Origin of the sequence: Lentzea sp. CA-135723 (assembly GCF_050936595.1) — a bacterium.
In the GTDB taxonomy this organism is placed as follows: domain Bacteria; phylum Actinomycetota; class Actinomycetes; order Mycobacteriales; family Pseudonocardiaceae; genus Lentzea.
Genome location: NZ_JBNJMK010000001.1, coordinates 7,227,959 through 7,253,166, shown reverse-complemented (window position 1 = coordinate 7,253,166; position 25,208 = coordinate 7,227,959). Strand labels below are relative to the sequence as shown.

General features: G+C 68.5%; 21 protein-coding genes, 2 tRNA genes and 1 riboswitch. Of the genes, 8 read left to right on the top strand and 15 right to left on the bottom strand.

Going from position 1 to position 25,208, the window contains the following annotated elements; all coding sequences use genetic code 11:
- Position 1: 1 nt before the first annotated feature.
- The gene (locus ACQEU1_RS34015) at positions 2-709 is read right to left on the bottom strand and encodes a lysophospholipid acyltransferase family protein (protein WP_433210506.1); all 708 of its coding nucleotides are present in this window, start codon (positions 707-709) and stop codon (positions 2-4) included.
- A gap of 239 nt (positions 710-948) precedes the next feature.
- Between ACQEU1_RS34015 and cofC the strand changes: the two genes are divergently transcribed.
- The 3 genes from cofC to ACQEU1_RS34000 all read left to right on the top strand — a co-directional run bounded on the left by cofC (position 949) and on the right by ACQEU1_RS34000 (position 3,919).
- Positions 949-1,572, top strand: coding sequence for a 2-phospho-L-lactate guanylyltransferase (gene cofC, locus ACQEU1_RS34010; RefSeq protein WP_433210504.1), 624 nt, complete (start codon positions 949-951; stop codon positions 1,570-1,572).
- A gap of 54 nt (positions 1,573-1,626) precedes the next feature.
- Positions 1,627-2,601, top strand: a complete 975-nt coding sequence (locus tag ACQEU1_RS34005; RefSeq protein WP_433210502.1) for a hypothetical protein — start codon at positions 1,627-1,629, stop codon at positions 2,599-2,601.
- 151 nt (positions 2,602-2,752) lie between these two features.
- The gene (locus tag ACQEU1_RS34000) at positions 2,753-3,919 is read left to right on the top strand and encodes an acyltransferase family protein (protein WP_433210500.1); all 1,167 of its coding nucleotides are present in this window, start codon (positions 2,753-2,755) and stop codon (positions 3,917-3,919) included.
- On the opposite strand, the gene ACQEU1_RS33995 is transcribed toward ACQEU1_RS34000, so the two are convergent.
- A complete protein-coding gene (locus ACQEU1_RS33995) occupies positions 3,841-5,373 on the bottom strand; it encodes a hypothetical protein (RefSeq protein WP_433210498.1) in 1,533 nt (510 codons plus the stop codon). The genes ACQEU1_RS34000 and ACQEU1_RS33995 overlap by 79 nt on opposite strands.
- A gap of 479 nt (positions 5,374-5,852) precedes the next feature.
- On the opposite strand from ACQEU1_RS33995, the gene ACQEU1_RS33990 reads away from it, so the two are divergent.
- The gene (locus tag ACQEU1_RS33990; RefSeq protein ID WP_433210496.1) at positions 5,853-8,147 is read left to right on the top strand and encodes an RNA degradosome polyphosphate kinase; all 2,295 of its coding nucleotides are present in this window, start codon (positions 5,853-5,855) and stop codon (positions 8,145-8,147) included.
- Positions 8,147-9,064 (top strand): NUDIX hydrolase, encoded by a 918-nt coding sequence (locus ACQEU1_RS33985; RefSeq protein ID WP_433211942.1) that lies wholly within the window; start codon positions 8,147-8,149, stop codon positions 9,062-9,064. The genes ACQEU1_RS33990 and ACQEU1_RS33985 overlap by 1 nt, the downstream gene beginning before the upstream one ends.
- Before the next feature lie 506 nt (positions 9,065-9,570).
- Here ACQEU1_RS33985 and ACQEU1_RS33980 read toward each other — a convergent pair.
- From ACQEU1_RS33980 to leuC, 3 genes are all read right to left on the bottom strand, one after another.
- Positions 9,571-10,233, bottom strand: coding sequence for an HU family DNA-binding protein (locus ACQEU1_RS33980; protein WP_433210494.1), 663 nt, complete (start codon positions 10,231-10,233; stop codon positions 9,571-9,573).
- A gap of 188 nt (positions 10,234-10,421) precedes the next feature.
- Entirely contained in the window at positions 10,422-11,024 is a 603-nt protein-coding gene (gene leuD / locus ACQEU1_RS33975) for a 3-isopropylmalate dehydratase small subunit (protein ID WP_433210492.1), read from the bottom strand.
- Positions 11,025-11,026: 2 nt separating this feature from the next.
- Positions 11,027-12,433: a 3-isopropylmalate dehydratase large subunit gene (gene leuC, locus ACQEU1_RS33970; RefSeq protein ID WP_433210490.1), complete on the bottom strand. Its 1,407-nt coding sequence runs from the start codon at positions 12,431-12,433 to the stop codon at positions 11,027-11,029.
- Positions 12,434-12,506: 73 nt separating this feature from the next.
- Between leuC and ACQEU1_RS33965 the strand changes: the two genes are divergently transcribed.
- Positions 12,507-13,208 (top strand): IclR family transcriptional regulator, encoded by a 702-nt coding sequence (locus ACQEU1_RS33965; protein WP_166043375.1) that lies wholly within the window; start codon positions 12,507-12,509, stop codon positions 13,206-13,208.
- A 718-nt stretch (positions 13,209-13,926) separates the two neighbouring features.
- Here the strand turns inward: ACQEU1_RS33965 and ACQEU1_RS33960 are convergent.
- The 3 genes from ACQEU1_RS33960 to ACQEU1_RS33950 all read right to left on the bottom strand — a co-directional run bounded on the left by ACQEU1_RS33960 (position 13,927) and on the right by ACQEU1_RS33950 (position 15,107).
- A tRNA-Glu gene (locus ACQEU1_RS33960) sits at positions 13,927-13,999 on the bottom strand.
- Positions 14,000-14,146: 147 nt separating this feature from the next.
- Positions 14,147-14,218 (bottom strand) — tRNA-Gln (locus ACQEU1_RS33955).
- A 151-nt stretch (positions 14,219-14,369) separates the two neighbouring features.
- Positions 14,370-15,107 carry an HAD family hydrolase gene (locus tag ACQEU1_RS33950; protein ID WP_433210487.1) on the bottom strand — a complete coding sequence of 246 codons (738 nt, stop codon included), beginning with the start codon at positions 15,105-15,107 and terminating at the stop codon, positions 14,370-14,372.
- A gap of 379 nt (positions 15,108-15,486) precedes the next feature.
- Between ACQEU1_RS33950 and ACQEU1_RS33945 the strand changes: the two genes are divergently transcribed.
- The gene (locus ACQEU1_RS33945; RefSeq protein WP_433210485.1) at positions 15,487-16,743 is read left to right on the top strand and encodes an FAD-dependent oxidoreductase; all 1,257 of its coding nucleotides are present in this window, start codon (positions 15,487-15,489) and stop codon (positions 16,741-16,743) included.
- Here the strand turns inward: ACQEU1_RS33945 and ACQEU1_RS33940 are convergent.
- From ACQEU1_RS33940 to ACQEU1_RS33915, 6 genes are all read right to left on the bottom strand, one after another.
- Positions 16,733-17,392, bottom strand: a complete 660-nt coding sequence (locus tag ACQEU1_RS33940; protein WP_433210483.1) for a LuxR C-terminal-related transcriptional regulator — start codon at positions 17,390-17,392, stop codon at positions 16,733-16,735. The genes ACQEU1_RS33945 and ACQEU1_RS33940 overlap by 11 nt on opposite strands.
- A gap of 67 nt (positions 17,393-17,459) precedes the next feature.
- The gene (locus ACQEU1_RS33935) at positions 17,460-18,218 is read right to left on the bottom strand and encodes a fumarylacetoacetate hydrolase family protein (protein ID WP_433210481.1); all 759 of its coding nucleotides are present in this window, start codon (positions 18,216-18,218) and stop codon (positions 17,460-17,462) included.
- 17 nt (positions 18,219-18,235) lie between these two features.
- Positions 18,236-19,819 (bottom strand): citramalate synthase, encoded by a 1,584-nt coding sequence (gene cimA, locus ACQEU1_RS33930; protein WP_433210479.1) that lies wholly within the window; start codon positions 19,817-19,819, stop codon positions 18,236-18,238.
- Between the two features lie 222 nt (positions 19,820-20,041).
- Positions 20,042-21,031, bottom strand: coding sequence for an ABC transporter substrate-binding protein (locus ACQEU1_RS33925; protein ID WP_433210477.1), 990 nt, complete (start codon positions 21,029-21,031; stop codon positions 20,042-20,044).
- Complete coding sequence (locus ACQEU1_RS33920) at positions 21,028-21,765, bottom strand: ABC transporter ATP-binding protein (protein WP_433210475.1); 738 nt, start codon at positions 21,763-21,765, stop codon at positions 21,028-21,030. The genes ACQEU1_RS33925 and ACQEU1_RS33920 overlap by 4 nt, the downstream gene beginning before the upstream one ends.
- A complete protein-coding gene (locus ACQEU1_RS33915; protein ID WP_433210473.1) occupies positions 21,765-22,787 on the bottom strand; it encodes a FecCD family ABC transporter permease in 1,023 nt (340 codons plus the stop codon). Before ACQEU1_RS33915 ends, ACQEU1_RS33920 begins: the two co-directional genes overlap by 1 nt.
- 30 nt (positions 22,788-22,817) lie before the next feature.
- Positions 22,818-22,935, bottom strand: a riboswitch (cobalamin riboswitch).
- 589 nt (positions 22,936-23,524) lie between these two features.
- Between ACQEU1_RS33915 and ACQEU1_RS33910 the strand changes: the two genes are divergently transcribed.
- Entirely contained in the window at positions 23,525-23,944 is a 420-nt protein-coding gene (locus ACQEU1_RS33910; RefSeq protein ID WP_433210471.1) for a YciI family protein, read from the top strand.
- Between the two features lie 72 nt (positions 23,945-24,016).
- On the opposite strand, the gene ACQEU1_RS33905 is transcribed toward ACQEU1_RS33910, so the two are convergent.
- Positions 24,017-25,054 (bottom strand): 3-isopropylmalate dehydrogenase, encoded by a 1,038-nt coding sequence (locus ACQEU1_RS33905; protein ID WP_285645728.1) that lies wholly within the window; start codon positions 25,052-25,054, stop codon positions 24,017-24,019.
- Positions 25,055-25,208 lie beyond the last annotated feature (154 nt).

Here is a 25,208-nt window from a genome sequence, read left to right as displayed (position 1 = left end):
GTCAGGCCTTCCTCGGTCCGTAGAAGCCCTCGGGTGCCGCGACGCCGCGCACCTCGGAGAGAAGACCCTTGACGTTCGTCATGAGCAGGTCGGTGACCTCGCGCAGCACCGCGAGCGACTCCTCGCGCGCCCTGAACTCGCTGAGGTCGATCGGCTCACCCACGAGGTAGGTGACGGTCTTGCGCGGGAACGGCCGGAACCGCTTCTTGTAGTGGTCGTAGATGTCGACCGTGCCCCAGCGGGCGATCGGGATCACCGGGCCGTCGTGCTGCAGCGCGAGCCGGGCGACGCCGGTGCGCGAGTTCATCGGCCAGGCGTCCGGGTCCTTGGTGATCGTGCCCTCGGGGTAGATCACCACGACCTGGCCGTCCGCCAGCGCCTCGTGGGCCGCGCGCAGGCTCTGCTGGGCGTCCGACGTGCCGCGGTAGACGGGGATCTGCTTCGTGCCGCGCAGGATCCGCCCGGCCACCGGGATGTTCCACAGGCTGTGCTTCGCGAGGAAGTGCGGCACCCGGCCGTTGCGGTGCGTGAACACCGCGTCGTAGATCGGGTCGAGGTGCGAGATGTGGTTCATGACCAGCAGCGCGGCCCCCTCGCGCGGGATGCGGTCGCTGTGCAGGTACTTCCGCCTGCCCAGCAGGCCCGACAGCGGGTACACGATCGCCGCGGCGACCCCGACCCAGAAGCCGCCCTTCTCCCTTTTGGCCACGAGGCCTCTCCTAACCTGCGGTTGATCTGCGCCCGAGAGCACATTAGCCCGTCGACCACAATCCTCACCGCTCGCTTCCGGCGTCCAGCAGGGCACCTGGCAGCACCGACCCCCGCCCCCCATATGCCCGATATGGGGGGGCGGGGGTCGGCGCTGCCATGCACCCGTCTGACCGGCGAAATCGAGCGGCGAGGGTTAGTGGTCGACGGGCTAGTCGGCAAATCGTGGACTATGGCGAGGTGCGAGACGAAGTCGACCTCCTGGTCCCGGTGAAGACGCTGGACCGGGCCAAGACCAGGCTGACCAGCGCGACCGGCGGAGATCCGGTGTCCCACGCGGCGCTGGCGCTCGCGCTCGCTCTCGACACGGTGAGCGCGGCCATGCGCACGCCGGGCGTCCGCCGAGTGGTCACGATCACATCCGACCCGGCGGTGGCGTCCGAAATGGCCGCCCTCGGCGTCGAGTCGGTGCCCGAGCCCGCCGAGCCCGGACTCAACGAGGCGCTGCGGCACGGCGCGCGCACGCTCGGTTCGTCCCGCATCGGCGCGCTCCAGGCCGACCTGCCCGCGCTCAGGCCGGACGAGCTGGGTGCTGCGCTGGCCGCCGCCCAAGGCCGGCGCGCGTTCGTACCGGACCGTCAGGGCACCGGCACGACGTTGCTCCTCGCAGCGCCCGGCGGTGATCTCGACCCGCGGTTCGGGGTCGGATCGGCCGGGCTGCACGCACTCTCCGGCGCGCTGCCGTTGCTCGGGCCGTGGCCGTCGCTGCGCTGCGACGTGGACACCGAAGAGGATCTTCGGCTCGCGCTCGGCCTCGGGCTCGGCCCGCACACCGCGAACGCCTTGCCCGCCTGGACAACCTGAGCCGTCGCCGCGCGTCTTCCGGGTCATCTGGGGTGACCACGACTTGGGAGACTGATGCGAGCGCTCATCGCGCTGGCGGCTGTCACGGCCCTGGCGGGCTGTGTCGCCGCCTATCCGATCGACCGTCCGTCCGACTACACGGCCGAGAGCAAGCTCAGCACGTGCCAGAAGGACCTGCCCCAGAGCTGGAAGGACGCGCTGGCGCGCAACGCGACAGAGGCCGGCTCGCACGAGAAGGTCGTCGTGGTCGCCGCGAACGAGGACGCCACCACGACGTTGGTGAAGACCACCCGCAACAGGACGACCGAACTCGTGCTGCGCGACAACGACAAACGCCAGCAGGTCATGGCGGTGCAGGACGACGCGCAGCTCTTCGGCGTCGAGTTCGACGGCCGCTGGGTGACGTTCTCGATGAGTCCGCACCCGGAAAACCTCGGCGTGACGACCTATGCGTGGGACTCCAAGAACGACGGCGCGCCCGTGAAGATCGGCGACAGCGGTGCCGTGGTGCACAACGGCAAGGCGGCCTGGTCGGACAGCCTGGGCGTGCACCTCTACGACCTCGCGAAGAAGAAGGACAGGGTCGTCGGCCCCGGCCACACGCCCGTGTTCCTCGGTGACGGCCTCGTTTGGTTGCAGGACGGCAAGTTCCGAGCGGAGGGCGCGCTGCCCGGCCAACTGGCGAACGCGACACCCTCCGGCAGCGTGGCTTCCGACGCCCGCACGGTCGTGTGGACGCAAGGCGACGATCTGCACGCGTGGCGCGACGGATGGCAGGACGCACGGCGGCTCGCGGGGATCAAGTCGGTGCCGCGGACCGAAGGCATCGTGTTCCCGCGGGTCAGCGGCGACTTCGTGTCGTGGGTGTCGGAGTCGTCGTACGTCACGGATGTGCGCAGCGGCGCGACCATGCACACCAGCGAAGGCGGCTACTGGCTGGAAGTCCACGGCGGAGCGCTGACGCGGCAGGGGTGGCGCGTGGCGGCTTCCACGCCGCTGAACCGTTTGTCCTCGTTGTCCGCGTGCTGATTCGCGCGACCGGGTCGTGACGAACCCCACGAAATTGTTGGTTTGAGCAACGCGACGGGGAACCCCGGCACCTTTACATCCGTATCCCCCTGTGCCAGACGACGTGCCCCCGACGTCGTTTCCCCGACGCGCCACCCTGAGGTGTTCCTGAATGAGTTCACTGACGCACGCCGACTACCTGGCGTTGCGCCGCTTTCCCGCACTTGACGGCCTGCGCGCCATTGCCGCGGTACTGGTCGTCTTCTTCCACTACGGCGGACCCGACTGGCTCCAGGGCTGGGCCGGTGTCCAGATGTTCTTCGTCCTCAGCGGATTCCTGATCACCACGCTGATGCTGCGCGAGGAGCGCAGGTCGGGCCGGATCTCGCTGAGCGAGTTCTACCTGCGCAGGGCGTTCCGGATTCTCCCCGTGTACTTCGTGGTCCTGCTCGTGACGGTCGTGGCGTCCCTGCTGTACGGAACGTTCACGAGCAACGGGACCGGCCCCGCGCTCCGGTACTTCCTCACCTTCACCAACGAGTTCGCCGGCGCCAGCCCGTACGGGCAGTCCTGGTCGCTGGGCATCGAGCAGAAGTTCTACCTGGTCTGGCCCCTGGTGGCGATCGCGCTCGGCACCGTCGTGCTGCGCCGCCGCGCCGGTGCGGCCGCCCTCGGCATGCTGCTCGCGCTCGTGCTGGTGAACTTCACGACGGCGCACAGCAACCCCGGCTGGCCGTTGCACTACTTCTCGATCCTGACCGGCGTGGTGCTCGCGATCGCGTTGCACAGCCCGCGCGGATTCGCGCTGCTCCGGCCGCTCACGAACCCGGTCGCGCAGGTGATCGTCTCGATCGGATTCGCCGCCGTGCACCTGGGCGTGAAGCCGATGTCCGGTTTCCTGGACGGGATCGGCGGAATTCCCGGTCACGTGCTGGTCATTCCGGTGTACGCGCTCGCGACGGCCGTGCTGCTGACCGCGATGGTCACGCCCGGTCCGATGACGACATTCCTGGCGACGAAGCCGATGCAGTTCGTCGGTGAGCGTTCGTATTCGCTGTACCTGGTGCAGACGATCGCCGCGACGATCGCGTGGTTCTTCTGGCCCGCTTTGTCCGGTCTCGGTCAGTCCTTCGTGGTCACGGCATTCGGCTTGGCGCTGGCGAGCGTTCTCCACGCGACCGTGGAGATCCCGATGATCAACCTCGGCCGGCGCGTGATCACCCGCCAGCGCGCTCAGGCAGCCGTGCGTGCTGGCGTTGCTCAGCAGGGTGCGCCGCAGGCTCCCGCGCCGCAGTCCGAGTCGTCGCGGTTCGCGACCATCGGGCAGGCCCAGCCGTAGAACGGGTTCGGGGCGAGCGGCACGGGTTCCCGGTCGCTCTCCCGGATCAGTTCCCTGGCGTGGTGCGCGGTGAGCGTCACGGGCGTGCCGGACGCCTGGGCGTCGTACGCGCCCTTCTCCAGCTGCAGGATCTCGACGCCGCGGGAGATGTCCGCCACGAACGCGGTGTCGCGGTGCCAGTACGGCGCCCACGAGGTCGCGGTGTCCGGCCGCCAGTACCCGATCTGGATCGGCTTGGCGGGGTTGGAGATGTCGAGGAACCTCGTGCCCTGGTTGTACCAGGAGTAGGCCACGATCCTCTTCTGCACGTCGAAGTAGTGCGCGGAGCACGTGACGTCGCCGGGGATCGTGCCCTCCTGGTCGTCCGGGCTCCAGATGCCGACCGTCCTCATCTCCTCGGGAGTCTCACCCCAGCCCTCACCGTTGTGCGTGCCCTGCAGCGAGGAGATGACGAACCGGCCCTCGGTCTTGCAGGTCGGCGAGCCGAACGCCTCCTCGGTGTGCAGGAGCAGGCTGCCCGCGGGGTTCTCGCGGGTGGGCTTCGGTCCGTCGAGCAACGTCCTGCCGATCGGGCGGAACGAGTTGTGCGTGAACGAGGTCGGCATGTCCGCCTTGGGCACGGTGCCGCCCGCGTACGGGACGGGATCCCACGCCTTCGCCTCGCGGTACTTGCCGCTCAACGGGTCGCGGTGCCAGCCCTGCGTGTAGTAGCCGCGGGTGCCGTCGTCGCCCGCCACCCACGCGATGCCCTGCGCGTCGACCTGCACGTCGTGCGTGATCTTCCCCTCGCCCGCCTTGCCGCGGACGTCGACGGAGACCGGAAGTTCTTTTGGAGTCTTCGGATCGCGGATGTCCGTCACGAAGATCCGCCCGGTCTTGGCGTCCGACCGGTCGAGGCCCGCCGTCCAGAGGAACGAGCAGTCGTTGACGCAGGTACTGGTGTGACCGGTGTTCTGCCTGTGAAAGCTGAGGATCTTGAGGTCGGCAGGGTCCACAGCGGACACGATGTAGTTGCCGGTCGGGCGTTCACCCGGCAGCGCGCGGCCGAACGAGTTGACCTCGCGGGCCAGGAACGCGAGCTTGCGCTTGGGATCGACGTTGATGTCCTCGTTCTCCCAGAAGCGCTTCGTCGGGTCGTCGCCCGGCAGCGCCATCTCCTCCTTGGTGAGGTGGTCGAGGAGCTTCGGCTTGTCGAGGTCGCTGACGTCGAACGTCTTGAGCCCGGTCTCCATGCTCACGAACGCCACGTCGCGCTTGCCGTACTGGGCGAACGCGATCGAGATGGCCCGTTCGGTACCGGGAAGTGAGGCTTTCAGGCGAACGTTCTTCGCCGCCGCCTGGAGTCGTGGTTTGTCCACCACCGGGGTCTTGGGTTCGGCCGCCGCCGCCGAAGCCAAGCCCGCCGTGGTGAAGGCCAACAGGGTCGCCGCGGTGATCGTGGCAATAACCTTCATGCATCGACCCTGGCAGCGGCTCGAATCGGGCGCGTAGGCCCGAACGTCTAGTGCTGTGCCCGCTAACCCTTGCCGTCCGCATTCGACACCCAGACGGGTGCATCGCGTTACCGACCCCCGCCCCTCATATCGGGCATATGGGGGGCGGGGGTCGGTGACGCGAGGTGCCCCGCTGGGTGCCGGATGCGGCCGGTGAGGATTGCGGGCACAGCACTAGGGTTCTGCTCCGTGCAGGCGACTGTGTCCACTTTTAACAGCGACGGTTCCGCGACCGTCCTTCGAGATGACGGCGTTCTCGTCGACGTGAGCGCACAGGCAGTCACGGCGGGTGGCTGGCGAATGCTGCGTCCGGGCCAGCGGGTGACCCTCGAACGTAGTCCTGACGGGGTGGTCACCGCCCTGCGGATGCCTGTTCTGTGACGAGGAGTTCACCAGACGGACGTCCTGGTTAGGGGCGCTCACGCCCATTGTGCGACACAATGCGTGACGTGAGCACGGACGACAACGACGGCAAGGCGACCCCCTCCCGACGCCGCTCCACGCGCAGCAAGGCAGCGGCCACCCCGCGTGCGGCGGCACCGAAACGGCAGCCTCGCGCGGCGAGCAGGCGAGCGTCCAACCCGCGGGCGAAGGCCGAACCCGAACCGCAGCAGGCCGCCGCGCCGACGCGCGGTGTGCCGTCGGCGCCCCCGGCGGTGACGTCGCCCGTCCAGCCCACGGACCTGCCGGACGACCGGTACTTCAACCGTGAACTGTCCTGGTTGGACTTCAACGCCCGCGTGCTCGCGCTCGCCGAGGACTCCTCGCAGCCGTTGCTGGAGCGCGCGAAGTTCCTCGCGATCTTCGCCTCGAACCTCGACGAGTTCTACATGGTCAGGGTCGCGGGCCTGAAGCGCCGCGCGGAGACCGGCCTCACCGTGCGCAGCGCGGACGGGCTCACGCCGCTCGAGCAGCTCGTCGCGATCTCCAAGCGCTCGCAGGAACTCGTGGAGCAGCACGCCCGCGCGTTCCTCGACCACATCCGGCCGGGCCTGGAAGAGCACCGGATCAGCATCGTGACGTGGGGCGACCTCACGGACTACGACCGGCTGAGGCTCTCCAACTACTTCAGCGAGCAGGTGTTCCCGGTCCTGACGCCGCTCGCGGTCGACCCGGCGCACCCGTTCCCGTACATCTCGGGGCTGTCGCTGAACCTCGCCGTGACCGTGCGGGACCCCGAGGGCGGCGGCGAGCGGTTCGCCCGCGTGAAGGTGCCGGACAACGTGCCGCGGCTCGTGCGCGTGGAGGCGGACCGGTCTTCTTCGTCGGCGACCTTCCTGCCGTTGGAGGAACTCATCGCCGCGCACCTGGGCGAGCTGTTCACCGGTATGGAGGTCATCGAGTGCCACGCGTTCCGGGTGACGCGCAACGCGGACCTCGAGGTCGAGGAGGACCGCGACGAGGACCTGTTGCAGGCGCTCGAACGCGAGCTCGCGCGGCGCCGGTTCGGTCCGCCGGTCCGCCTCGAGGTGGCCGACGACATGACCGAGCACATGCTCGAACTGTTGTTGCGGGAGATGGACGTCGACCCGCACGACGTCGTGACCGTGCCCGGTCTGCTCGATTTGTCGTGCCTGTGGCAGCTCTACGGCATCGACCGCAAGACGTTGAAGGACCCGGCGTTCGTGCCGGCGACGCACCCGGCGTTCGGTGAGCGCGAGACGCCGAAGAGCGTCTTCGCGACGCTGCGCGAGGGTGACGTGCTCGTGCACCACCCGTACGACTCGTTCTCCACGTCGGTGCAGCGCTTCATCGAGCAGGCCGCGGCGGACCCGCACGTGCTCGCCATCAAGCAGACGCTGTACCGCACCTCCGGTGACTCGCCCATCGTGGACGCGCTGATCGACGCGGCCGAGGCGGGCAAGCAGGTCGTGGCGCTGGTGGAGCTCAAGGCCCGGTTCGACGAGCAGGCGAACATCAAGTGGGCGCGGGCGCTGGAGAAGGCGGGCGTGCACGTCGTCTACGGTCTGGTGGGCCTGAAGACGCACTGCAAGACGTCGCTGGTGGTGCGCCAGGAAGGCTCGACGATCCGCCGCTACTGCCACATCGGCACCGGCAACTACAACCCGAAGACCGCGCGGCTGTACGAGGACGTCGGCATCCTCACCGCCGAGCCGACGATCGGCGCGGACCTCACGGATCTCTTCAACGTGCTGACCGGCTACGCGCGCCAGGACGAGTACCGCTCGTTGCTCGTGGCTCCTTACGGCGTCCGCAAGGGCATCGTGGACCGGATCAACGCCGAGATCGAGCACGCGCAGGCCGGCAAGCCGTCCGGTGTGCGCATCAAGGTGAACTCGCTGGTGGACGAGCAGGTCATCGACGCGCTGTACCGGGCGTCGCAGGCCGGTGTGCCCGTGGACGTGGTCGTGCGCGGCATCTGCGGCCTGAAGCCGGGCATCAAGGGCCTGTCCGAGAACATCCGGGTGCGCTCGATCCTCGGCCGGTTCCTGGAGCACTCGCGCGTCTTCCACTTCGTCGCCTGCGACGAGTACTGGATCGGCAGCGCGGACATGATGCACCGCAACCTGGACCGCCGCGTCGAGGTCGCGTTGCGCGTGGCCGACCCGCGCCTCACCAAGCAGCTCGGTGACATGTTCGACTCGGCCCTCGACCGGCACACGCGCTGCTGGGTGCTGCGTGCTGACGGAGAATGGGAGGCCTCGCCTTCGGACGGCACGTCCGTGCGGGACCACCAGATGGAACTTCTCCACAAGCACGGAGCTCTTGGGTGATCAAAGCTGCTGGGGCGGTGCTCTGGCGCGATGCCGACGGTGACGTCGAAGTCGCGGTGGTGCACCGCCAGCGTTATGACGACTGGTCGTTGCCGAAGGGAAAACTGGACCACGGAGAGACCATCCCCGCCTGCGCGGTGCGGGAGGTTCTCGAGGAGACCGGTTTCTCCTCCGTGCTCGGCCGTCATCTTCGTCAGGTGTCGTACTCGGTGCGCGGTGTGCCGAAGACCGTGGACTACTACTCGGCGCTCGCGGTCTCGGGTTCGTTCGAGGTCAACGACGAGGTGGACTCGTTGCGCTGGCTGCCGGTCGCCGAGGCGTCGGCCCTGCTGACGTACGGGCCGGACCGCGAGGTGCTGGAGGAGTTCTCCCGCCTGCCCGCCGACCTCCTCGTCGTGCTGCTGGTCCGCCACGCGAAGGCGGGCAAGCGTTCCGAGTGGCACGACGACGATGACCTCCGCCCGCTCTCGGACGCAGGCCGGCGCCAGGCGGCGGCTCTCCGCACGTTGTTGCCCCTGTGGGCACCGACCCGCGTCCACACGGCCCCCAGGGTCCGTTGCGTGGACACGGTCGCGGCCGTCGCGTCGGACCTGGCTGTGGAGATGGTCGAGGAGCACCGGCTGTCCGAGGAGGGCTACTGGCCCGACCCGGACGCCGGCCTGGTGCGCCTGCTGGAGGTGGCCTCCCAGGAGGGCCGCGCGGTCGTCTCGTCGCAGGGAGGCGTGATCCCGTCCGTCGTGCAGTCGCTCGCCGAACTGGGCGGCCTGCGCCTCGACGAGATCCCCTGCAAGAAGGGCAGCACCTGGGTGCTCGCCTTCACCAGGCCGTTCGGCTCGTGGTCCACTTCGGACTCACCTTCGCGCTGGCCAACGCTGGTGTCGGCCCATTACCTGGCCTCCCCGCTGCCCCGCCCCTGAGGCACCGATTCCGCCGCCTTCCCCGCACCGCCGAAAGTTCGCCTCTGGCAACCAACTCGGCCGGGAAGGCGGCGGTTTCGCTTCTGGCGGGGGTGTTCGCAGGCGTGCGTGCGTTATTTCTATTGGCGGGTACGGGAGTTCGATCCCGCCTATCGAGCGGTGGGGTTCGCGGTGGGTGCCGGGCAATTCGAAGGCTACGCCGGGAGCCGGATCCGGATGCTTCTCCCGGCTTGCGGGGATCGTCATATGCACTGACATTCACGCATCGGACGGCTTCTCGGTTCCCGCCGACTCGGGTCGGCAACGCCCCGGCCGTGGCGGCCATTCCATGGATCGCGGCACGCCTTTCCCGCCTGGCCAAGCACCTTCCGGAACGTCCCCGGCACGCTTTCGTGCCTGGCAAGGCCCCCAGCCCTACCCCGGACACGCGGAAGGCCCCGGTGTGCGCACACCGGGGCCTTCCGCGTAGTTGCTGAAGTGACGCAGCCTCCCTCAGGAGGCCCGTCTCACTTCTTCTTGGCAGCCGTCTTGCGAGCAGCCGGGGCCTTCGCGGCCGGAGCCTTCGCAGCGGGCTTCGCCGCAGCCGTGGTCTTGGCGGCGGCGGTCTTGCGGGCCGCAGGGGCCTTCGCAGCGGCAGCCGGCTTCGCGGCGGCGGCCTTGGTGGCGGTCGCCTTCGCGGGCGCCTTGGCAGCAGCGGGCTTCGCCGCGGCGGCCGTGGTGGTGCGACGGGTCGCGGGCGCCTTGGTGGCGGCCGCGGCCGTACGCGTGCGCGTCGTGGTCGTCGCGCGGGTCGTCGCGGGCTTGGTCGCCGGAGCCTTGGTGGCCGCGGGCTTCGCGGCGGCAGCGGCGGCGGGCTTCGCGGCGGCCTTGGTGGCAACGGCCTTCGGCAGCTTCTTCGCACCGCTGATGACGTCCTTGAACGTCGAGCCGGGGCGGAACGCGGGCACGTTGGTCTTCTTGACCTTCACGGTCTCACCGGTGCGCGGGTTGCGCGCCGTGCGAGCCGCACGGGCACGCTTCTCGAAGACGCCGAAGCCCGTGATGTTGACCTTCTCGCCCTTGTTGACGGAGCGCACGATCACATCGACGAGCCCGTCAACAGCAGCACCGGCGGTCTTCTTGTCTCCCAGGCGCTCGGCGAGCGCCTCGATGAGCTGGGCCTTGTTCACCTTCAGTCCCTCCCAGGACGCTCACGGCCCATAAGCGTCTGGGCCGACTAGAACGCAACGGTAGGCCCAAAACGCGAGAAATACCAATCGCCACGCCAAAATTTTCGTTGTGGCGTGGCTAATTGCGCCCCTTCGAGGGACAGGAGGCGCCGGATTCGCCCCTCTCAAGGGGAGAATCCGGCCCCCTCTCAGACCGCCGGAAGCGGATCCGTTGTGGGCAGCCAAGTCTGGCGATTGCCCTCGAAATCGCTGATCTCGGCCTCGTGGCGCAGCGTCAAAGCGATGTCGTCGAGGCCCTCCAGAAGGCGCCAGCGGGTGTAGTCGTCGATGTCGAAGGGGGCTACCAAGTCCTTGGCGCGAACGGTCTTGTCGCGGAGGTCGACGGTGACCGGCGTGCCGGGTTCTGACTCCAGCAACTTCCACAGCAGCTCGACATCGGACTGGCTGCACTGCGCCGCCACGAGCCCCTGCTTGCCCGAGTTGCCCCGGAAGATGTCCGCGAACCGGGACGAGACGACGACCCGGAAGCCGTAGTCCATCAACGCCCAGACGGCGTGTTCCCGAGAGGACCCGGTGCCGAAGTCGGGGCCCGCGACGAGGACGCTGCCCGCCTTGAACGGCTCCTGGTTGAGGATGAAGTGCTCGTCACCGCGCCAGGCGGCGAAGAGCCCGTCCTCGAACCCGCTGCGGGTCACGCGCTTGAGGTAGACGGCCGGGATGATCTGGTCGGTGTCCACGTTGGACCTGCGCAGCGGCACACCGACACCGGTGTGGGTGGTGAAGGCTTCCATGGTCAGTTCTCCAGGTCTGCGGGGGCCGACAGGGTGCCGCGCACGGCCGTGGCGGCGGCGACGAGCGGCGAAACGAGATGCGTCCGGCCGCCCTTGCCCTGCCTGCCCTCGAAGTTGCGGTTGGAGGTCGACGCGCTGCGTTCGCCGGGCGCGAGCTGATCCGGGTTCATGCCAAGGCACATCGAGCAGCCGGCCTGCCGCCACTCGGCGCCCGCGTCGAGGAACACCTTGTCCAGGCCCTCGTCCTCCGCCTGCTTGCGCACCCGCATCGAACCGGGGACGACCAGCATCCGTACTCCTGAAGCGACGTGCTTCCCCTTGATGACGTCCGCGGCGGCGCGCAGGTCCTCGATGCGCCCGTTCGTGCAGGAGCCGAGGAACACCGTGTCCACGCGGATGTCGCGCAGCGGCGTGCCGGGCTCCAGGCCCATGTACGTCAGCGCCTTCTCGGCGGCCACGCGCTCGTTCTCGTCCGCGATCTTCTCGGGGTCGGGGATGCTCGCGCCGAGCGGCAGACCCTGGCCGGGGTTGGTGCCCCACGTGACGAACGGCGTGAGGTCGTTCGCGTCGATGGTCACCTCGGCGTCGAACGTCGCGTCGTCGTCGGTGCGCAGCGTCCGCCAGTACTCGACGGCCTGGTCCCAGTCCGCGCCGGACGGTGCGTGGTCGCGGCCCTTGATGTAGTCGAAAGTCGTGTCGTCCGGTGCGATCATGCCGGCGCGCGCGCCCGCCTCGATCGACATGTTGCAGACCGTCATGCGCGCTTCCATCGACAGCGCCTCGATGGCCTCGCCGCGGTACTCCAGGACGTAGCCCTGGCCGCCGCCGGTGCCGATCTTCGCGATGACGGCGAGGATGATGTCCTTCGCCGTGACGCCCTCACCGAGCGAGCCGGTGACGTTGATGGCCATCGTCTTGAACGGACGCAACGGCAACGTCTGCGTCGCCATCACGTGTTCCACCTCGGACGTGCCGATGCCGAACGCCAGCGCACCGAACGCTCCGTGCGTGCTCGTGTGACTGTCGCCGCACACCACCGTCATGCCCGGCTGCGTGAGGCCGAGCTGCGGTCCGACGACGTGCACGATGCCCTGCTCGAAGTCGCCCATCGGGTGCAGCCGCACGCCGAACTCCGCGCAGTTGCGCCGGAGCGTCTCGACCTGCGTGCGCGACACCAGGTCCGCGATCGGCTTGTCGATGTCGACGGTGGGGACGTTGTGATCCTCGGTGGCGATCGTGAGATCGGGCCTGCGCAGCTTCCGGCTGGCGAGGCGCAGCCCGTCGAACGCCTGGGGGCTGGTGACTTCGTGGAGCAGATGGAGGTCGATGTAAAGCAGGTCCGGCTCCGCACCACTTCCGTGGCGCACAACGTGTGCCTCCCACACCTTCTCCGCGAGCGTGCGGCTCATCGCGACATCTCCCACATGATGGACGTGCCGACAGATCTGGACTTCTCACTGTCTGGGAAGTTAGTATCGGCTTGTGGGACAGCATAGCGGGATCGGCGTGCTGGACAAGGCAGTGGCCGTGTTGAACGCCGTAGCAAAAGATCCTTGTGGCCTGGCCGAGTTGTGCAACCGCACCGGCCTCCCCCGGGCAACCGCACACCGCCTGGCCGTAGGCCTCGAGGTGCACCGGCTGCTGCGCCGAGGCTCCGACGGCCGCTGGCGCCCCGGCGCGGCGCTCGCAGAACTGGCAGGCGGCGCAACGGACCCGTTGCTGGACGCCGCTTCCTCAGTGCTGCCGCGCCTGCGCGACATCACCGGCGAGAGCGTGCAGCTCTACCGCCGGGACGGAATGCAGCGCGTCTGCGTCTCCTCGGCAGAACCCCCGTCGGGCCTGCGGGACACGGTCCCCATCGGCGCGAGGCTCCCGATGACCGCGGGCTCAGGAGCCAAAGTCCTGGCCGCATGGGCAGACCCGGGAACCCAGCGAGCCGTGCTGGCCGACGCCGTCTACGGCGAACGCACCCTCCTGGAAGTCCGCCGCCGAGGCTGGGCCCAGTCGGTGGCAGAACGAGAACCGGGCGTGGCCTCGGTCTCAGCCCCGGTGAGGGACTCCTCAGGCGCCGTGGTGGCCGCCGTCTCAGTGAGCGGCCCCATCGACCGCATGGGCCGCCGCCCAGGCGCCCGCTGGGCAGCAGACCTACTGGCAGCAGCCGAAGCCCTGCAAAGCCGCCTCTAAAGCACCAACGCCACAAAGGCCGCCTCCCCACCCCGGGAAGGCGGCCTTTGCCGTCTAACCCCCGACACGCCGCACCAACACCCCCGACACGCGGACCACAACGTCTCAACACGCACGACCCCAAACGGCCCAACCCCAACAAACCCGCACCGAGCAGGAAGGCGAGCCGCCCAGGGATCGGGACAGAGAGAGGAGCGGCGAGGCGGAGGCGCCACGGCCGTAGGACGGCAGGGCAAGGGCTGGGAGTGATGGCGCACGGGGCGAGCTGGGCAGCAGGAAGCGGCACGCTGCGAGACGGCGCGACAACGGGAGAACTGCAGCGCAGACGGCAGACCCGGCGGCGGGAATGGAGAGGCGGCACGCCGCAAGGTCAGAAGACGAAGGATGAGCGGCAGCCGGAGCCGAGCGCGAACTAGAAGGCGAACCAAGCCAAGCGAGAAAGCCCCCGACACCCCGCGAGCGAAGCGAAGCGTCCAGCCCAGAAATACCCCGAGGAATGCGCCGCCACATTCTTGTGACCCACGTCGCTTTCGGCGAGCGAAGCGAAGCCACACACCGGGGCGAGCGAGGCGAAGCCAGAACCGAGCGAATCGGTCAACACACGAGCGGGGGTCCGGGGGCGGAGCCCGCCGGCCGGGGGTCTGGGGGCTTGGCCCCCAGAGGACAAAGCGAAAGAGGCCTGTCAGCGCTTTCCGCTGACAGGCCTCTCCCACCTCTGTAGCCCCGAAGGGATTCGAACCCTCGCTACCGCCTTGAGAGGGCGGCGTCCTAGGCCGCTAGACGACGGGGCCCTAGAACTTCTTGCTGGAGTGAACCTTATCAGATCTCTCTGTCCGGTCCAAATCCGGCTATTTAGTTCTGTTTGAAGCGTTTCTTGCCTACTGCTTTGCTTTTCAGCAGCTCCGGTAGCTTACCCGAGGGCAGTTCTTCCGTTGCAGCTGGGGTACCAGGACTCGAACCTAGACTAACTGAACCAGAATCAGTCGTGCTGCCAATTACACCATACCCCATTGGCTTTCACGATCGCCTTCGTTGTCCCACAGGAGTTCCGAGGTCCTCGTTGCTGCCGAGAGAAATACTAGACCACGCCCCCACCAGAAGTGAAATCGGCCCCCACCAACACGCATACGCGCAGGTGAGGGCCGGTCTCGGGGGTGAACCTCAGGCGTTGGCGGCGGACAGCTCGCAGACGACGAGCTCCGGCAGTTCGGCGAGGTTCGTGATGGACGACAGGCCCGCGGGCAGGGTGCCGCCGGTCGGGCCCGTGCGGTTGAGCCACACGCCGTGCATTCCGGCGTCGCGCGCGCCGATCGCGTCGGCGTGCAGGCGGTCTCCCACGTGGACGGTGTCGCCGGGCGGCACGCCCAGGGCGAGGCACGCGGTGTGGAAGATCACGCGGTCCGGCTTGGCGCATCCGACCTCGCCGGCGATGAGCACCGCGTCGAAGTACTCCGAGAGGCCGAGCTGGGCGATCTTCACGCGCTGGTGGCGGCCGGAGGCGTTGCTGATCGCGGCGATCGGCAGGCCGGTGGCGCGCAGCCAGTCGAGCATCGGGATGACGTCCGGGAACAGGCACCAGCCCGCGGAGAGCACCTCCTGGCGGCCGATCTCGCGCCGCGTCGCCTCTTCCAGCGTCAGGTCCTCGCCCAGGGCCGCGAAGAAGGCCTGCGTGCGGATGTTGCGCATGTCCTCGTACTGGAGGTCCCCGGCGAGCTGGCGGGAGACGTGGTCGTCGGTGATCCGCTGCCACAACGCCCAGGCGTCGGCGTTACCGACCATCGATGCCAACGCGGCTCGCGAAGAAGTGCTGTAGTCGACAAGTGTGTCGTCGACGTCCAGGCACACAGCGCGGATCTCGCCGGTTCTCTTACGCGTGAAAGTCGGGGACGCAGTTGTCACCCCGGAAGGTTAGGTGCGAGGGGGCCTCGTCCGATTCGGCTAACGAGGTGATTCCTATAGGTCCTTGCACGATCAAGCGGACCTATAGGGCCCGAACGACCTAGTGGGACTCCTCCGAGCGCCGAAAGCAATCGCCCGGTCGAGTGTTGTTCGGCGACACAACGATCTTCGTCCCGGCCGGCGGTTCCGCGAGCGCGACACTCTAGCTGGCACAACGACATTTGACATCAGCCGCAACCCATTCGGGGCCTGGGACACCAGACCGTCCACATTGGACCGTCCCAAACGAGAGCCACGCCACTCCGAACTCCGCTTGACGCGCCTGGCGATCACGAGCATGCTGAGTTTATTCAACACGAGTTGAAAAGAGGGGATCATCATGGAGAGGACGACCTGTCTCGTAGTGGGTGGCGGACCTGCCGGGATGGTGCTGGGGTTGCTGCTCGCCAGGGGTGGCGTCGAGGTCACGGTGCTGGAGAAGCACGGCGACTTCCTGCGCGACTTCCGCGGCGACACGGTGCACGCGTCGACGCTCACGCTGCTGGACGAACTGGGGCTCGGCCCGGCGTTCGCGCAGGTGCCGCACCAGCTGGTGGACAAGATCGAGTCGCTGATGGAGGACGGCAGCCGCATCCCGATCGCCGACCTGAGCCGGATTCCCGGCCCTCACAAGCACATCGCGATGGTGCCGCAGTGGGACTTCCTCGACCTGCTGGCGGACGCGGGCAGGCTGGAGCCGTCGTTCTCGCTGCGGATGAACACCGAGGTCACCGCGATCACCAGGAGCGGCAACAGGGTCACGGGCGTGAAGTACCGGGACCGCGCCGACGGGCACGAGGGCGAGATCGCCGCGGACCTCGTCGTCGCGGCGGACGGGCGGAGCTCGATCCTGCGCGACGCCGTGGAGCTGCCGGTGTACCGCTTCGGCGCGCCGATGGACGTGTGGTGGTTCCGGTTGCCGCGCAAGGAAAGTGACCAGGTCAGGGGTGGCGCCGGCCGGTTCAGCGCCGGTAGCGCGCTGGTTCTTATTCCACGCGGCGACTACTTCCAGTGCGCTTTCCTGATCCGCAAGGGAACGGATCAGCAGCTGCGCGCGGAAGGCGTGGAGAAGTTCCGTGAGCGCGTGACCACGCTCGTGCCGTGGCTGGCCGACCGGGTCGACCACATCAAGAGCGTCGACGACGCGAAGCTGCTGGACGTGAAGCTGGACCGGCTCAAGCAGTGGCACGTCGACGGACTGCTGTGCATCGGTGACGCGGCGCACGCGATGTCGCCGATCGGCGGCGTGGGCATCAACCTGGCCGTGCAGGACGCCGTCGCGGCCGCCACGCTGCTCGCGAAGCCGTTGCGGGACGGCACCGTCAGCGGCGCCAAGCTCGCGAAGGTGCGTCGCCGCAGGTGGTTCCCGACCGTGGTGATCCAGACCGTGCAGCGGGTCATCCAGGGCGCCTTCCTCAAGCGCGTGGTGGACGGCGACGCGACGATCTCGTCGGACAGGCTGCCGGCGCCGCTGAGGCTCGCTCAGCGCTTCCCGCGGCTGCAGGCGATTCCCGCCTACGTGGTGGCGATCGGCCCGCGTCCCGAGCACGCGCCGGACTTCGCGCGCAGGGCACCGCAGACCATCGTCAGGTCGTGACGAACGCCTCGGAGGACTCGCCGAGCACCATCGCCACGGCGTGGGCGCGGTCACGGGCGCCCAGCTTGCGCAGGATCGCCTTCACGTGGGTCTTCACGGTGTCGTTGCTGATGAAGAGCCGCTGGGCGATGCGCGCGTTGTCCATGCCCTTCGCCATCTCGGCCAGCACGTCGAACTCGCGTGCCGACAGCTGGCCGAGCGAGGCGGGCGGGGGCATCCGCGACGGCAGGCGCGCGAGCGAGCCGACCCGCGCGTCGATCGCGGCGGGAGCACCCCGCACCGCGGCCGCGATCAGCGGCAGCAGCTCGGCCACCGGTGAGGTTTTCAGCAGGTAGGCGACCGCGCCGGCGTCCAGGGCCGCGCGGGCCCAGCTCGGACTGTCCGCATTGGACAGCACGACGACGCGGGCGCTCGGCCGGAACTGCGCCGTGTCGCGCACGGTGCGCAGCGGTCCGGCGCCCGGGACGTCGAAGTCCGTGACGACCAGGTCCACCAGTGTGCCGCGCAGGCTGCGAGCAGCCTCGGCCACGGTGTGGGCGATGCCCACAACGCGGAAGCAGTGCGTGCGGTGCAGCGAAAGCCGCAGCCCTTCGGTGATGAGCTGCGAACCGTCGACCAGCAGCACACGGGTGGACGCCAGGTCCGTCATGACACCGGGAAGTTACTCGCGGGTACCCGGTCGCGGAACCTGCCGGACGCCGGATTGCTCCGTACGGCTACCTATTTGCGACCGGATTGGTGAGCGTGCCAAGGCCGTCCACAGTCACGGAGACCGTCTGTCCGGCCGTCATCGGCCCGACACCGGCCGGCGTACCGGTCAGGATCAGGTCGCCCGGCAGCAGCGTCATGATGCCGGAGACGTACTCCACGAGTGACGGAATGTCGTGCACCATCAACGAAGTACGGCCGTCTTGTTTGACTTGCCCGTCAACTTCGGTCACGACGCGGACGTCCGACGGGTCGAACTCCGTTTCGATAAAGGGACCCAAGGGACAGAACGTGTCAAAACCCTTGGCACGCGTGAACTGCACGTCCTTCTTCTGCAGGTCGCGCGCGGTGACGTCGTTGGCGATCGTGTAACCCATGATCACGCTCGCGGCCCTGGCCTTCGGCACGTCGCGGCAGGGCTGGCCGATGATGACGGCCAGCTCCCCCTCGAAGTCGACGCGCTCGGACGCGGCCGGCAGCTTGATCTCGACGTTCGGCCCGATCACCGACGTGTTGGGCTTGAAGAACAGCAACGGCTCCGCGGGAACCTCGTTGCCCATCTCCTTCGCGTGGTCGGCGTAGTTCCGGCCGACACCGATGATCTTGGTGGGCAGGATGGGCGCGAGCAGCCGCACGTCGGCCAACGGCCACTTCCGGCCGGTGAACGTGGGCGTGCCGAAGGGGTGTTCGGCGATTTCCGCGGCCTCGTCGCCTTGAACGGCGACGAAGGCCACGCCAGCGGGATGAGCAATCCTGGCAATACGCACACCGCGAGTTTACGAGGTCACGCGGACCGCATCGACTTGTGCACGAGTGCGTCGCACAGCGCGAGCCACGACGCCTCGACGATGTTCCCGTGCACCCCGACCGTCGTCCACTCGCGCTCGCCGTCCGTGGACTCCACCAGCACGCGCGTCACCGCGTCCGTGCCGGGGTGCTCGGTGAGGATGCGCACCTTGTAGTCGGCCAGCTCGACGGTGTCCAACCAGGACAGGTGCGGCAGCAACGCCTTGCGCAGCGCCGCGTCCAGCGCGTGCACGGGTCCGATGCCCTCGGCCGTGGCGATCACCCGCTCCCCCGCCACGTGCACCTTCACCGTGGCCTCGGACACGATCTCCCCGTCCGAACGGTGGTCGAGCACGACCCGGTAGGACTCCAGCGCGAACGGCGGAGTGTCCAGTTCGGACAGCTCGCCGCGCAGGAGCAGCTCCAGCGAGGCGTCGGCGGCCTCGAACGACCACCCCTTCGCCTCCAGCTCCTTGACGCGCGCCAGCGCCGTCCCTACCTCGTTCCCCCGGCCGGTCAGGTCGAGCCCGAACTCACGTCCCTTGAGCTCGATGCTCGCCCGACCGGCCATCTCGGTGACCAGCACCCGCATGTCGTTGCCGACGGTGTCCGGATCGATGTGGTTGTACAGCTCCGGATCCACCTTGATCGCGCTCGCGTGCAGACCCGCCTTGTGAGCGAATGCTGACGACCCGACGTAGGCCTGGTGGGTGTCGGGTGCGATGTTCGCGATCTCGGCCAACGCATGGGAGACGCGGGTGAGCTCGGCCAGTGCCCCGGTCGGGAGCACCTCCATGCCGAGCTTGGTCACGAGGTTTCCCACGACGGCGAACAGGTCGGCGTTGCCCGCTCGCTCGCCATATCCATTGGCAGTGCACTGCACATGCGTCGCGCCCGCCTGCACGGCCGCGATCGTGTTGGCCACCGCGCAGGACGTGTCGTCCTGGCAGTGGATTCCCACGCGAAAACCGGTCTTCTCCACGACCTCGGCCACGGTGTCGGCCAGGTTCAACGGCAGCTGCCCGCCGTTCGTGTCGCACAGCACGACCACGTCCGCGCCACCCTCCACAGCGGACTCCAGCACGCGAAGGCTGGTGTCCGGCGAGAACGCGTACCCGTCGAAGAAGTGCTCGGCGTCCAGGAACACCCGCCGCCCGTGGTCCTTCAGGAACCTGACCGTGTCGCGCACCATCCGCAGGTTCTCTTCGGTGTCCGTCCGCAGCGCGCGTTCGATGTGCCGCAGATCCGACTTGGCCACCAGCGTCACCACCGGCGCCTCGGACTCCAGCAACGCCCTGACCTGCGGGTCGTCCTCGACCTTGACCCCTGCCTTGCGCGTGGCCCCGAACGCGACGAGCTTGGCGTGCTTCAGCTCCAGATCACCGGCCGCCGCCCGCTTGAAGAACTCCGTGTCCTTGGGCAGAGCGCCGGGCCAGCCGCCCTCGATGAACCCGACGCCGAGCCCGTCCAGCAGCCGCGCGACAGCCAGCTTGTCCGTGACGGAGTACGAGATGCCCTCACGTTGTGCGCCATCGCGCAACGTCGTGTCGTAGACGTGGAACTCGTCGGTAGGGCCGGCCATCGGGGTTCATCTCCTCATCCGGGCAAACAAAAAGACCCCCCGCGGGATGCGAGAGGTCTGCGCGTCGGGTGCCAGGGGCGGCAACTACCCGACGCGCTCGTCAATAATGATGGCGGTGAACTGAGCCATGGCGGCGATGCTGCCACAGCCCAGTCCGGCGTACCAAGCGACGGGAGGAAATCTCCCACTATCTGGTCACGGGTTCACGCCTGTGATCCCGGGTCAGGAACCGGTGTTCTCCGCCAGGAACTTCGCGAACGCCTCCACCGAGGCAGCGTTGCGGGGCCCCTCCACCAACGCCGCGTACGGCAACGAGAAGAACTTCTTCCCCTTCACCGCCGGCGAGTTGGCGAGCGGCGCGAAGCCCTCCAGGAACGCCTGCTTCTGCTCGGGCGTGTTCGCCTCACCGTCCGCGTAGTCCACGATGAGCACCACGTCGGGGTCGCGCTGCACGACCGTCTCCCAGCTGACCGTGGTCCAGCTGTCGTTCAGGTCGCCGAAGATGTTGTCCCCGCCGGCCTTGGAGATCACGTCCTGCGGAGCGGCGTTCTTGCCGGACGTGAACGGCTGGTCCTGCCCGCTGTCGTACAGGAACACCTTGGGACGCGGCTTGCCCTCCATCAGCTTCCCGGCACGGTCGATCTGCGCCTGGTACTCGTTGATGAGCGACTCTGCCTTGTCCGAGACCCGGAAGATCTTCCCCAGGTTCCGCAGGTCCGTGTACAACGCGTCGAGCGCGGGCATGATCCCCCGCTGCTTGCCCACCCCGTTCCGGCACGCCTCGGTCAGCTGGTAGGTCGCGATCCCCAGCCCCTTCAACGCGTCCGGGGTGAACCCGGTGCTCTCGGAGAACCCGTAGTTCCAGCCCGCGAACACCAGGTCGGCGTTGGCGCCCTGCACCACTTCCTTGGAGATCTTGTCGGACAGGTGCTTCGCGGAGTCGAAGTCGGCCTTCCACGGCGACGTCCGCACGTCCACCGTGTCGACGCCGTTGACCACGTAGCCGGCCATGCGGTCCCTGAGCCCCAGCGCGAACATCATCTCGGTGATGCCGGTGTCGTTCGTGACCACTTTGGACGGAACGGTGGGGAACGTGACCTCGGCGCCGCAGTTGGCGATGGTCACCGGGTCCGAGGTCGCCGGGCCGGAGGCGACCGTGGCTCCGCACCCCGAGACGAGCAGAACCAACGAAGCGACGAGAGCGGTTCTCAACGAACGACCTCCTGGTCGAACAGGAGCTGGGGAACTCCTGTGGTGGGGTGGCGCACGACGTGTGCGGTGACGTGGAAGACCTTGGCGACCAGTTCGGGCGTCAGGACCTCGTCCGGTGTGCCGGAGGCGACCAGCGCACCTTCGTCCAGCACGTAGAGGCGGTCGCAGTAGGACGCGGCGAGGTTCAGGTCGTGCAGCACGGTCAGCACCGTCACGCCCAGTCCTCTGGTGAGCGACAGCACTTCCAGCTGGTGCCGGATGTCGAGGTGGTTGGTGGGCTCGTCCAGCACGAGCACGCGTGGTTCCTGGGCCAGGGCGCGGGCGATCAGGACGCGTTGCCGTTCGCCGCCGGAGAGGCTGAGGAAGCTGCGCGACGCCAGGTGCGCCACGTCCACGGTCTCCAGAGCAGAGGCCACGACGGAGGAGTCGCGGGGTGAGCGGTCGTGCGGCAGGCGGCCCATCTCCACGACCTCGGTGACCGTGAAGTCGAACTCGACCTGCGACTCCTGCGTCAGCGCGGCGAGGTCGCGGGCGATGTTCTGTCGCTTGTGGACGTCCGTGCCGTCCAGCAGCACCACTCCGGAGGTCGGTTTCAGGGCGCGGTAGACGCAGCGCAACGTCGTGGACTTGCCGCTGCCGTTCGGGCCGACGATGCCCACGACCTCGTCGGACGCGTGCAGCGTGACGTCGGAGATGATCCCGGCCACGGTGACCTGGTTGACCTCGACGCGCATCAGCGTCCTCCGAACACGTAGGTGCGGCGCCGCATCAGGAAGATGAAGCAGGGCACGCCGATCGCCGCGGTGATGACGCCCAGCGGCAGCTCCTCCGGTGCCGCCAGCATGCGGGCGGCCACGTCGACCCAGACCAGGAACGACGCTCCGGCAAGGGGTGCGAGCGGCAGGACCCTGCGGTGGTCGGCGCCGACGACCATGCGCGTGAGGTGCGGCAGCATCAGGCCGACGAACCCGACCGCGCCGCTGACCGCCACCAGCACGCCGGTGATGCCGGCGGTGACGACGAACAGCTGCGTGCGGAACCGGTTCACGGACACGCCCAGCGTCGTGGCGGTCTCGTCGCCCATCGCCAGCGCGTTCAGCTGCCGGGCGCGCGTCATCAGGTAGACGATTCCCAGGAGCGTCACCACCAACGCGATCGGCAGCGCCGTCCAGGTCGCGCCGCCCAGGCTGCCGAGCAGCCAGAACATCGCGCTGCGCGCCGCCTCCCCGTGCGGCGCCTGGAACACCAGCAGCATCGCGACGGCCGAGAACCCGTACGCCAGCGCGGTTCCGGTCAGCACCAGCCGCAACGGTGTGAGCCCTCGGCTCGTGCGTGCGGTGAGGTAGACCAGAGCCGTGGCGCCGAGACCGGTCACGAACGCGCCGACGGAGAGCGCGTACACACCGAGTCCGGACAGGATGCCGAGCGTCGCCACGGCGGTCGCGCCGACGCTCGCACCCGACGAGATGCCCAGCACGTAGGGATCGGCGAGGGCGTTGCGGACCATCGCCTGGATCGCGACGCCGACCGCGCTCAGCCCGGCCCCGACGACCGCGGCCAGCAGCACGCGCGGCAGCCGGATGTCCCAGACGATGTGGTACTGCCCGGCGAGGTCGGCGGGAACGGTGCCGCCGGTCAGCGCCGCCCACAGCAGGTCCAGCGTGACGTCGAACGGAACGGACACGGGGCCGAGCGCCACGCCCGCGACGATGCTGACGGCGAGCACGCCGACGAGCGCGCTGATCTTCCCGATCACTGATGCCCTTCCCGCAGTCCACGGCAGGAGTTCCTGGTTGCACCGTGCGCGGGTATTCGGGCTCGTCCCTCTCAAGAGAGAGACCTACCGTTGCGGGTCAGCGCCGGATTCAGACCGGACTTCCCCCACGCACGACGTCAGCACTCTAACCCGACGCGATCACCCGTCCGTGCGGTAGCGCAGCTCCCCTTCTGCTCCACGGACGTGAGTCGCATCTCTGCAGGTGCGTCGAACAAGCGCTCCCCGGCACCCACCACCGTCGGGAACACCATCAGGCCGGTACTCGTCCGCCAGCCGTGCGAGGCCAACGCCCACGGCAGGCGCGAGATCGTCGACGGTGGACGGGTTCTGCCGACCAGAACAGCAGGTCAGCGTGTGTGAGGCCGCAGCCGCACGACGTGCTCCCAGGTCGTGCGCCTGAGCAGCGCCACACCCGTGTCGGGCAACGGACCGAGCCCGAGCTCATCCCCCCGCACGGCGTCCGGTTGTGCCGGAACACCCGCTCGGCACCAGGCGCGCCCGCAGCGCCGTCGGGTTCGGACACGACGCCGTCCATGTGACGAAGCCAATGACGATCAGATCGTCGTGTAGCCGCGCCGTTGGGCGCGTTCGCACTCCCCGCGGGCCTCTGACCTGTAGAAAAAGAAAACTTCAAAAAAGTTCTGGGTGCGTGTCGATCCGGCAGGGCACCCGTTCGACCTCTGGACGTCAACGGACGAGACGCAAGGAGAACCACCATGAAGTACATGCTGATCATGCGCGCCACCGACGAGGCCTTCGCCGGCATGGGCGAGTTCGACTTCGACAAGATGCTGGAGACCGTGGGCGCGTTCAACGAGGAGCTGATCCGGGCCGGCGTGCTGCTCGCCGCCGAGGGCCTCTCCGACCCGTCCGAGGGCGTCGTCGTCGACTACTCCGCCGAGCCCGCGGTCATCACGGACGGCCCGTACGGCGAGACCAAGGAGCTGTTCAACGGCTTCTACCTGCTCAACGTCGCGTCGATCCAGGAGGCGATCGAGTGGGCGAAGCGCATGCCGATGACCGGCCCCGGCTTCAAGACCGAGATCCGCCGCGTGCCGACCATCGACGAGTTCCCGCAGGACAACGAGTGGATCCAGAAGGAGCGCGCGTGGCGTGAGGCCAACGGTCAGATCTGACCCGCGCCGAGAAACGCCGAAGCCCGGCCGGAGAGATCCGGCCGGGCTTCAAAACGTTCTGGCAGAAGAACCTCAGCCCGTGCGCACGTTCGACGACACGAGTGCCGCGAGCCGGTCACCGATCGCGTAGGTCGCGCCCGGCGACTGGTGGTCGCGCGTCGCCAGGTCGAACGCCACGGAGGCCTCGATCCGGCGCGCCGCCTCGTGCTCGCCGAGGTGGTCGAGCAGCAGCGCGACCGACAGCACGGCGGCCGTCGGGTCGGCGATGCCCTGGCCCGCGATGTCCGGGGCGGACCCGTGCACCGGCTCGAACATCGACGGGTTGCGCCTGGTCACATCCATGTTTCCCGAGGCGGCCAAGCCGATGCCACCCGTGACGGCGGCGGCCAGGTCGGTCAGGATGTCGCCGAACAGGTTGTCGGTGACGATCACGTCGTAGCGGCCGGGGTCGGTGACCATGTGGATGGTCGCCGCGTCCACGTGCTGGTAGGCCACGGTGACGTCCGGGTGCTGCAGCGAGACCTCCTCCACGACGCGCGACCACAACGAGCCGGCGTGCGTGAGGACGTTCGTCTTGTGCACCAGCGTCAGGTGCCTGCGCTGGCGGTTCGAGGCGCGCGCGAACGCGTCCCTGACCACCCGCTCGACGCCGAACGAGGTGTTCAGCGAGACCTCGGTCGCGATCTCGTGCGGCGTGTCCTTGCGGAGCAGGCCGCCGTTGCCCGCGTACGGGCCCTCGGTGCCCTCGCGCACCACCACCATGTCGATCTCCGGCGGGTCCGCGAGCGGGCTGCGGACACCGGGGTAGAGACGAGCCGGGCGGAGGTTCACGTGGTGGTCGAGTTCGAAGCGCAACCTCAGCAGGAGGCCCCGCTCCAGGATTCCGCTCGGCACCGACGGGTCGCCCACCGCGCCGAGCAGGATCGCGTCGTGCTGGCGAAGCTCCCCCAGCACCGACTCGGGCAACAACTCTCCCGTGGCGTGCCAGCGCGCCGCGCCGAGGTCGTAGCGAGTGATCTCGGCCGCCGGAACGACCTCTCCGAGGACCTTCAGGGCCTCAGCGATGACCTCGGGCCCGATCCCGTCTCCTGGGATCACTGCGAGCCGCATCCACACACCTCCCAGGTGTCAGTCCCCAATTGGTGGGACTACTTTCCTCCGCGAAAGGCTACCGGCAACGCGGCCGCTCGCCGCATGCCGGACACCCCTTCGGGGTGTTATCTCCCGTACTGCGGGACACCCACACGGCCCATTCCCACTTTCG

What these genes read in the sequence shown, in the direction of transcription:
- ACQEU1_RS34005 (WP_433210502.1), top strand. Translation starts at nt 1,627, where the DNA reads ATGCGAGCGCTCATCGCGCTGGCGGCTGTCACGGCCCTGGCGGGCTGT.
- ACQEU1_RS34000 (WP_433210500.1), top strand. Translation starts at nt 2,753, where the DNA reads ATGAGTTCACTGACGCACGCCGACTACCTGGCGTTGCGCCGCTTTCCC.
- ACQEU1_RS33995 (WP_433210498.1), bottom strand. Translation starts at nt 5,373, where the DNA reads ATGAAGGTTATTGCCACGATCACCGCGGCGACCCTGTTGGCCTTCACC.
- ACQEU1_RS33990 (WP_433210496.1), top strand. Translation starts at nt 5,853, where the DNA reads ATGCGTGACGTGAGCACGGACGACAACGACGGCAAGGCGACCCCCTCC.
- leuD (WP_433210492.1), bottom strand. Translation starts at nt 11,024, where the DNA reads ATGGAAGCCTTCACCACCCACACCGGTGTCGGTGTGCCGCTGCGCAGG.
- leuC (WP_433210490.1), bottom strand. Translation starts at nt 12,433, where the DNA reads ATGAGCCGCACGCTCGCGGAGAAGGTGTGGGAGGCACACGTTGTGCGC.
- ACQEU1_RS33945 (WP_433210485.1), top strand. Translation starts at nt 15,487, where the DNA reads ATGGAGAGGACGACCTGTCTCGTAGTGGGTGGCGGACCTGCCGGGATG.
- ACQEU1_RS33940 (WP_433210483.1), bottom strand. Translation starts at nt 17,392, where the DNA reads ATGACGGACCTGGCGTCCACCCGTGTGCTGCTGGTCGACGGTTCGCAG.
- cimA (WP_433210479.1), bottom strand. Translation starts at nt 19,819, where the DNA reads ATGGCCGGCCCTACCGACGAGTTCCACGTCTACGACACGACGTTGCGC.
- ACQEU1_RS33920 (WP_433210475.1), bottom strand. Translation starts at nt 21,765, where the DNA reads ATGCGCGTCGAGGTCAACCAGGTCACCGTGGCCGGGATCATCTCCGAC.
- ACQEU1_RS33910 (WP_433210471.1), top strand. Translation starts at nt 23,525, where the DNA reads ATGAAGTACATGCTGATCATGCGCGCCACCGACGAGGCCTTCGCCGGC.
- ACQEU1_RS33905 (WP_285645728.1), bottom strand. Translation starts at nt 25,054, where the DNA reads ATGCGGCTCGCAGTGATCCCAGGAGACGGGATCGGGCCCGAGGTCATC.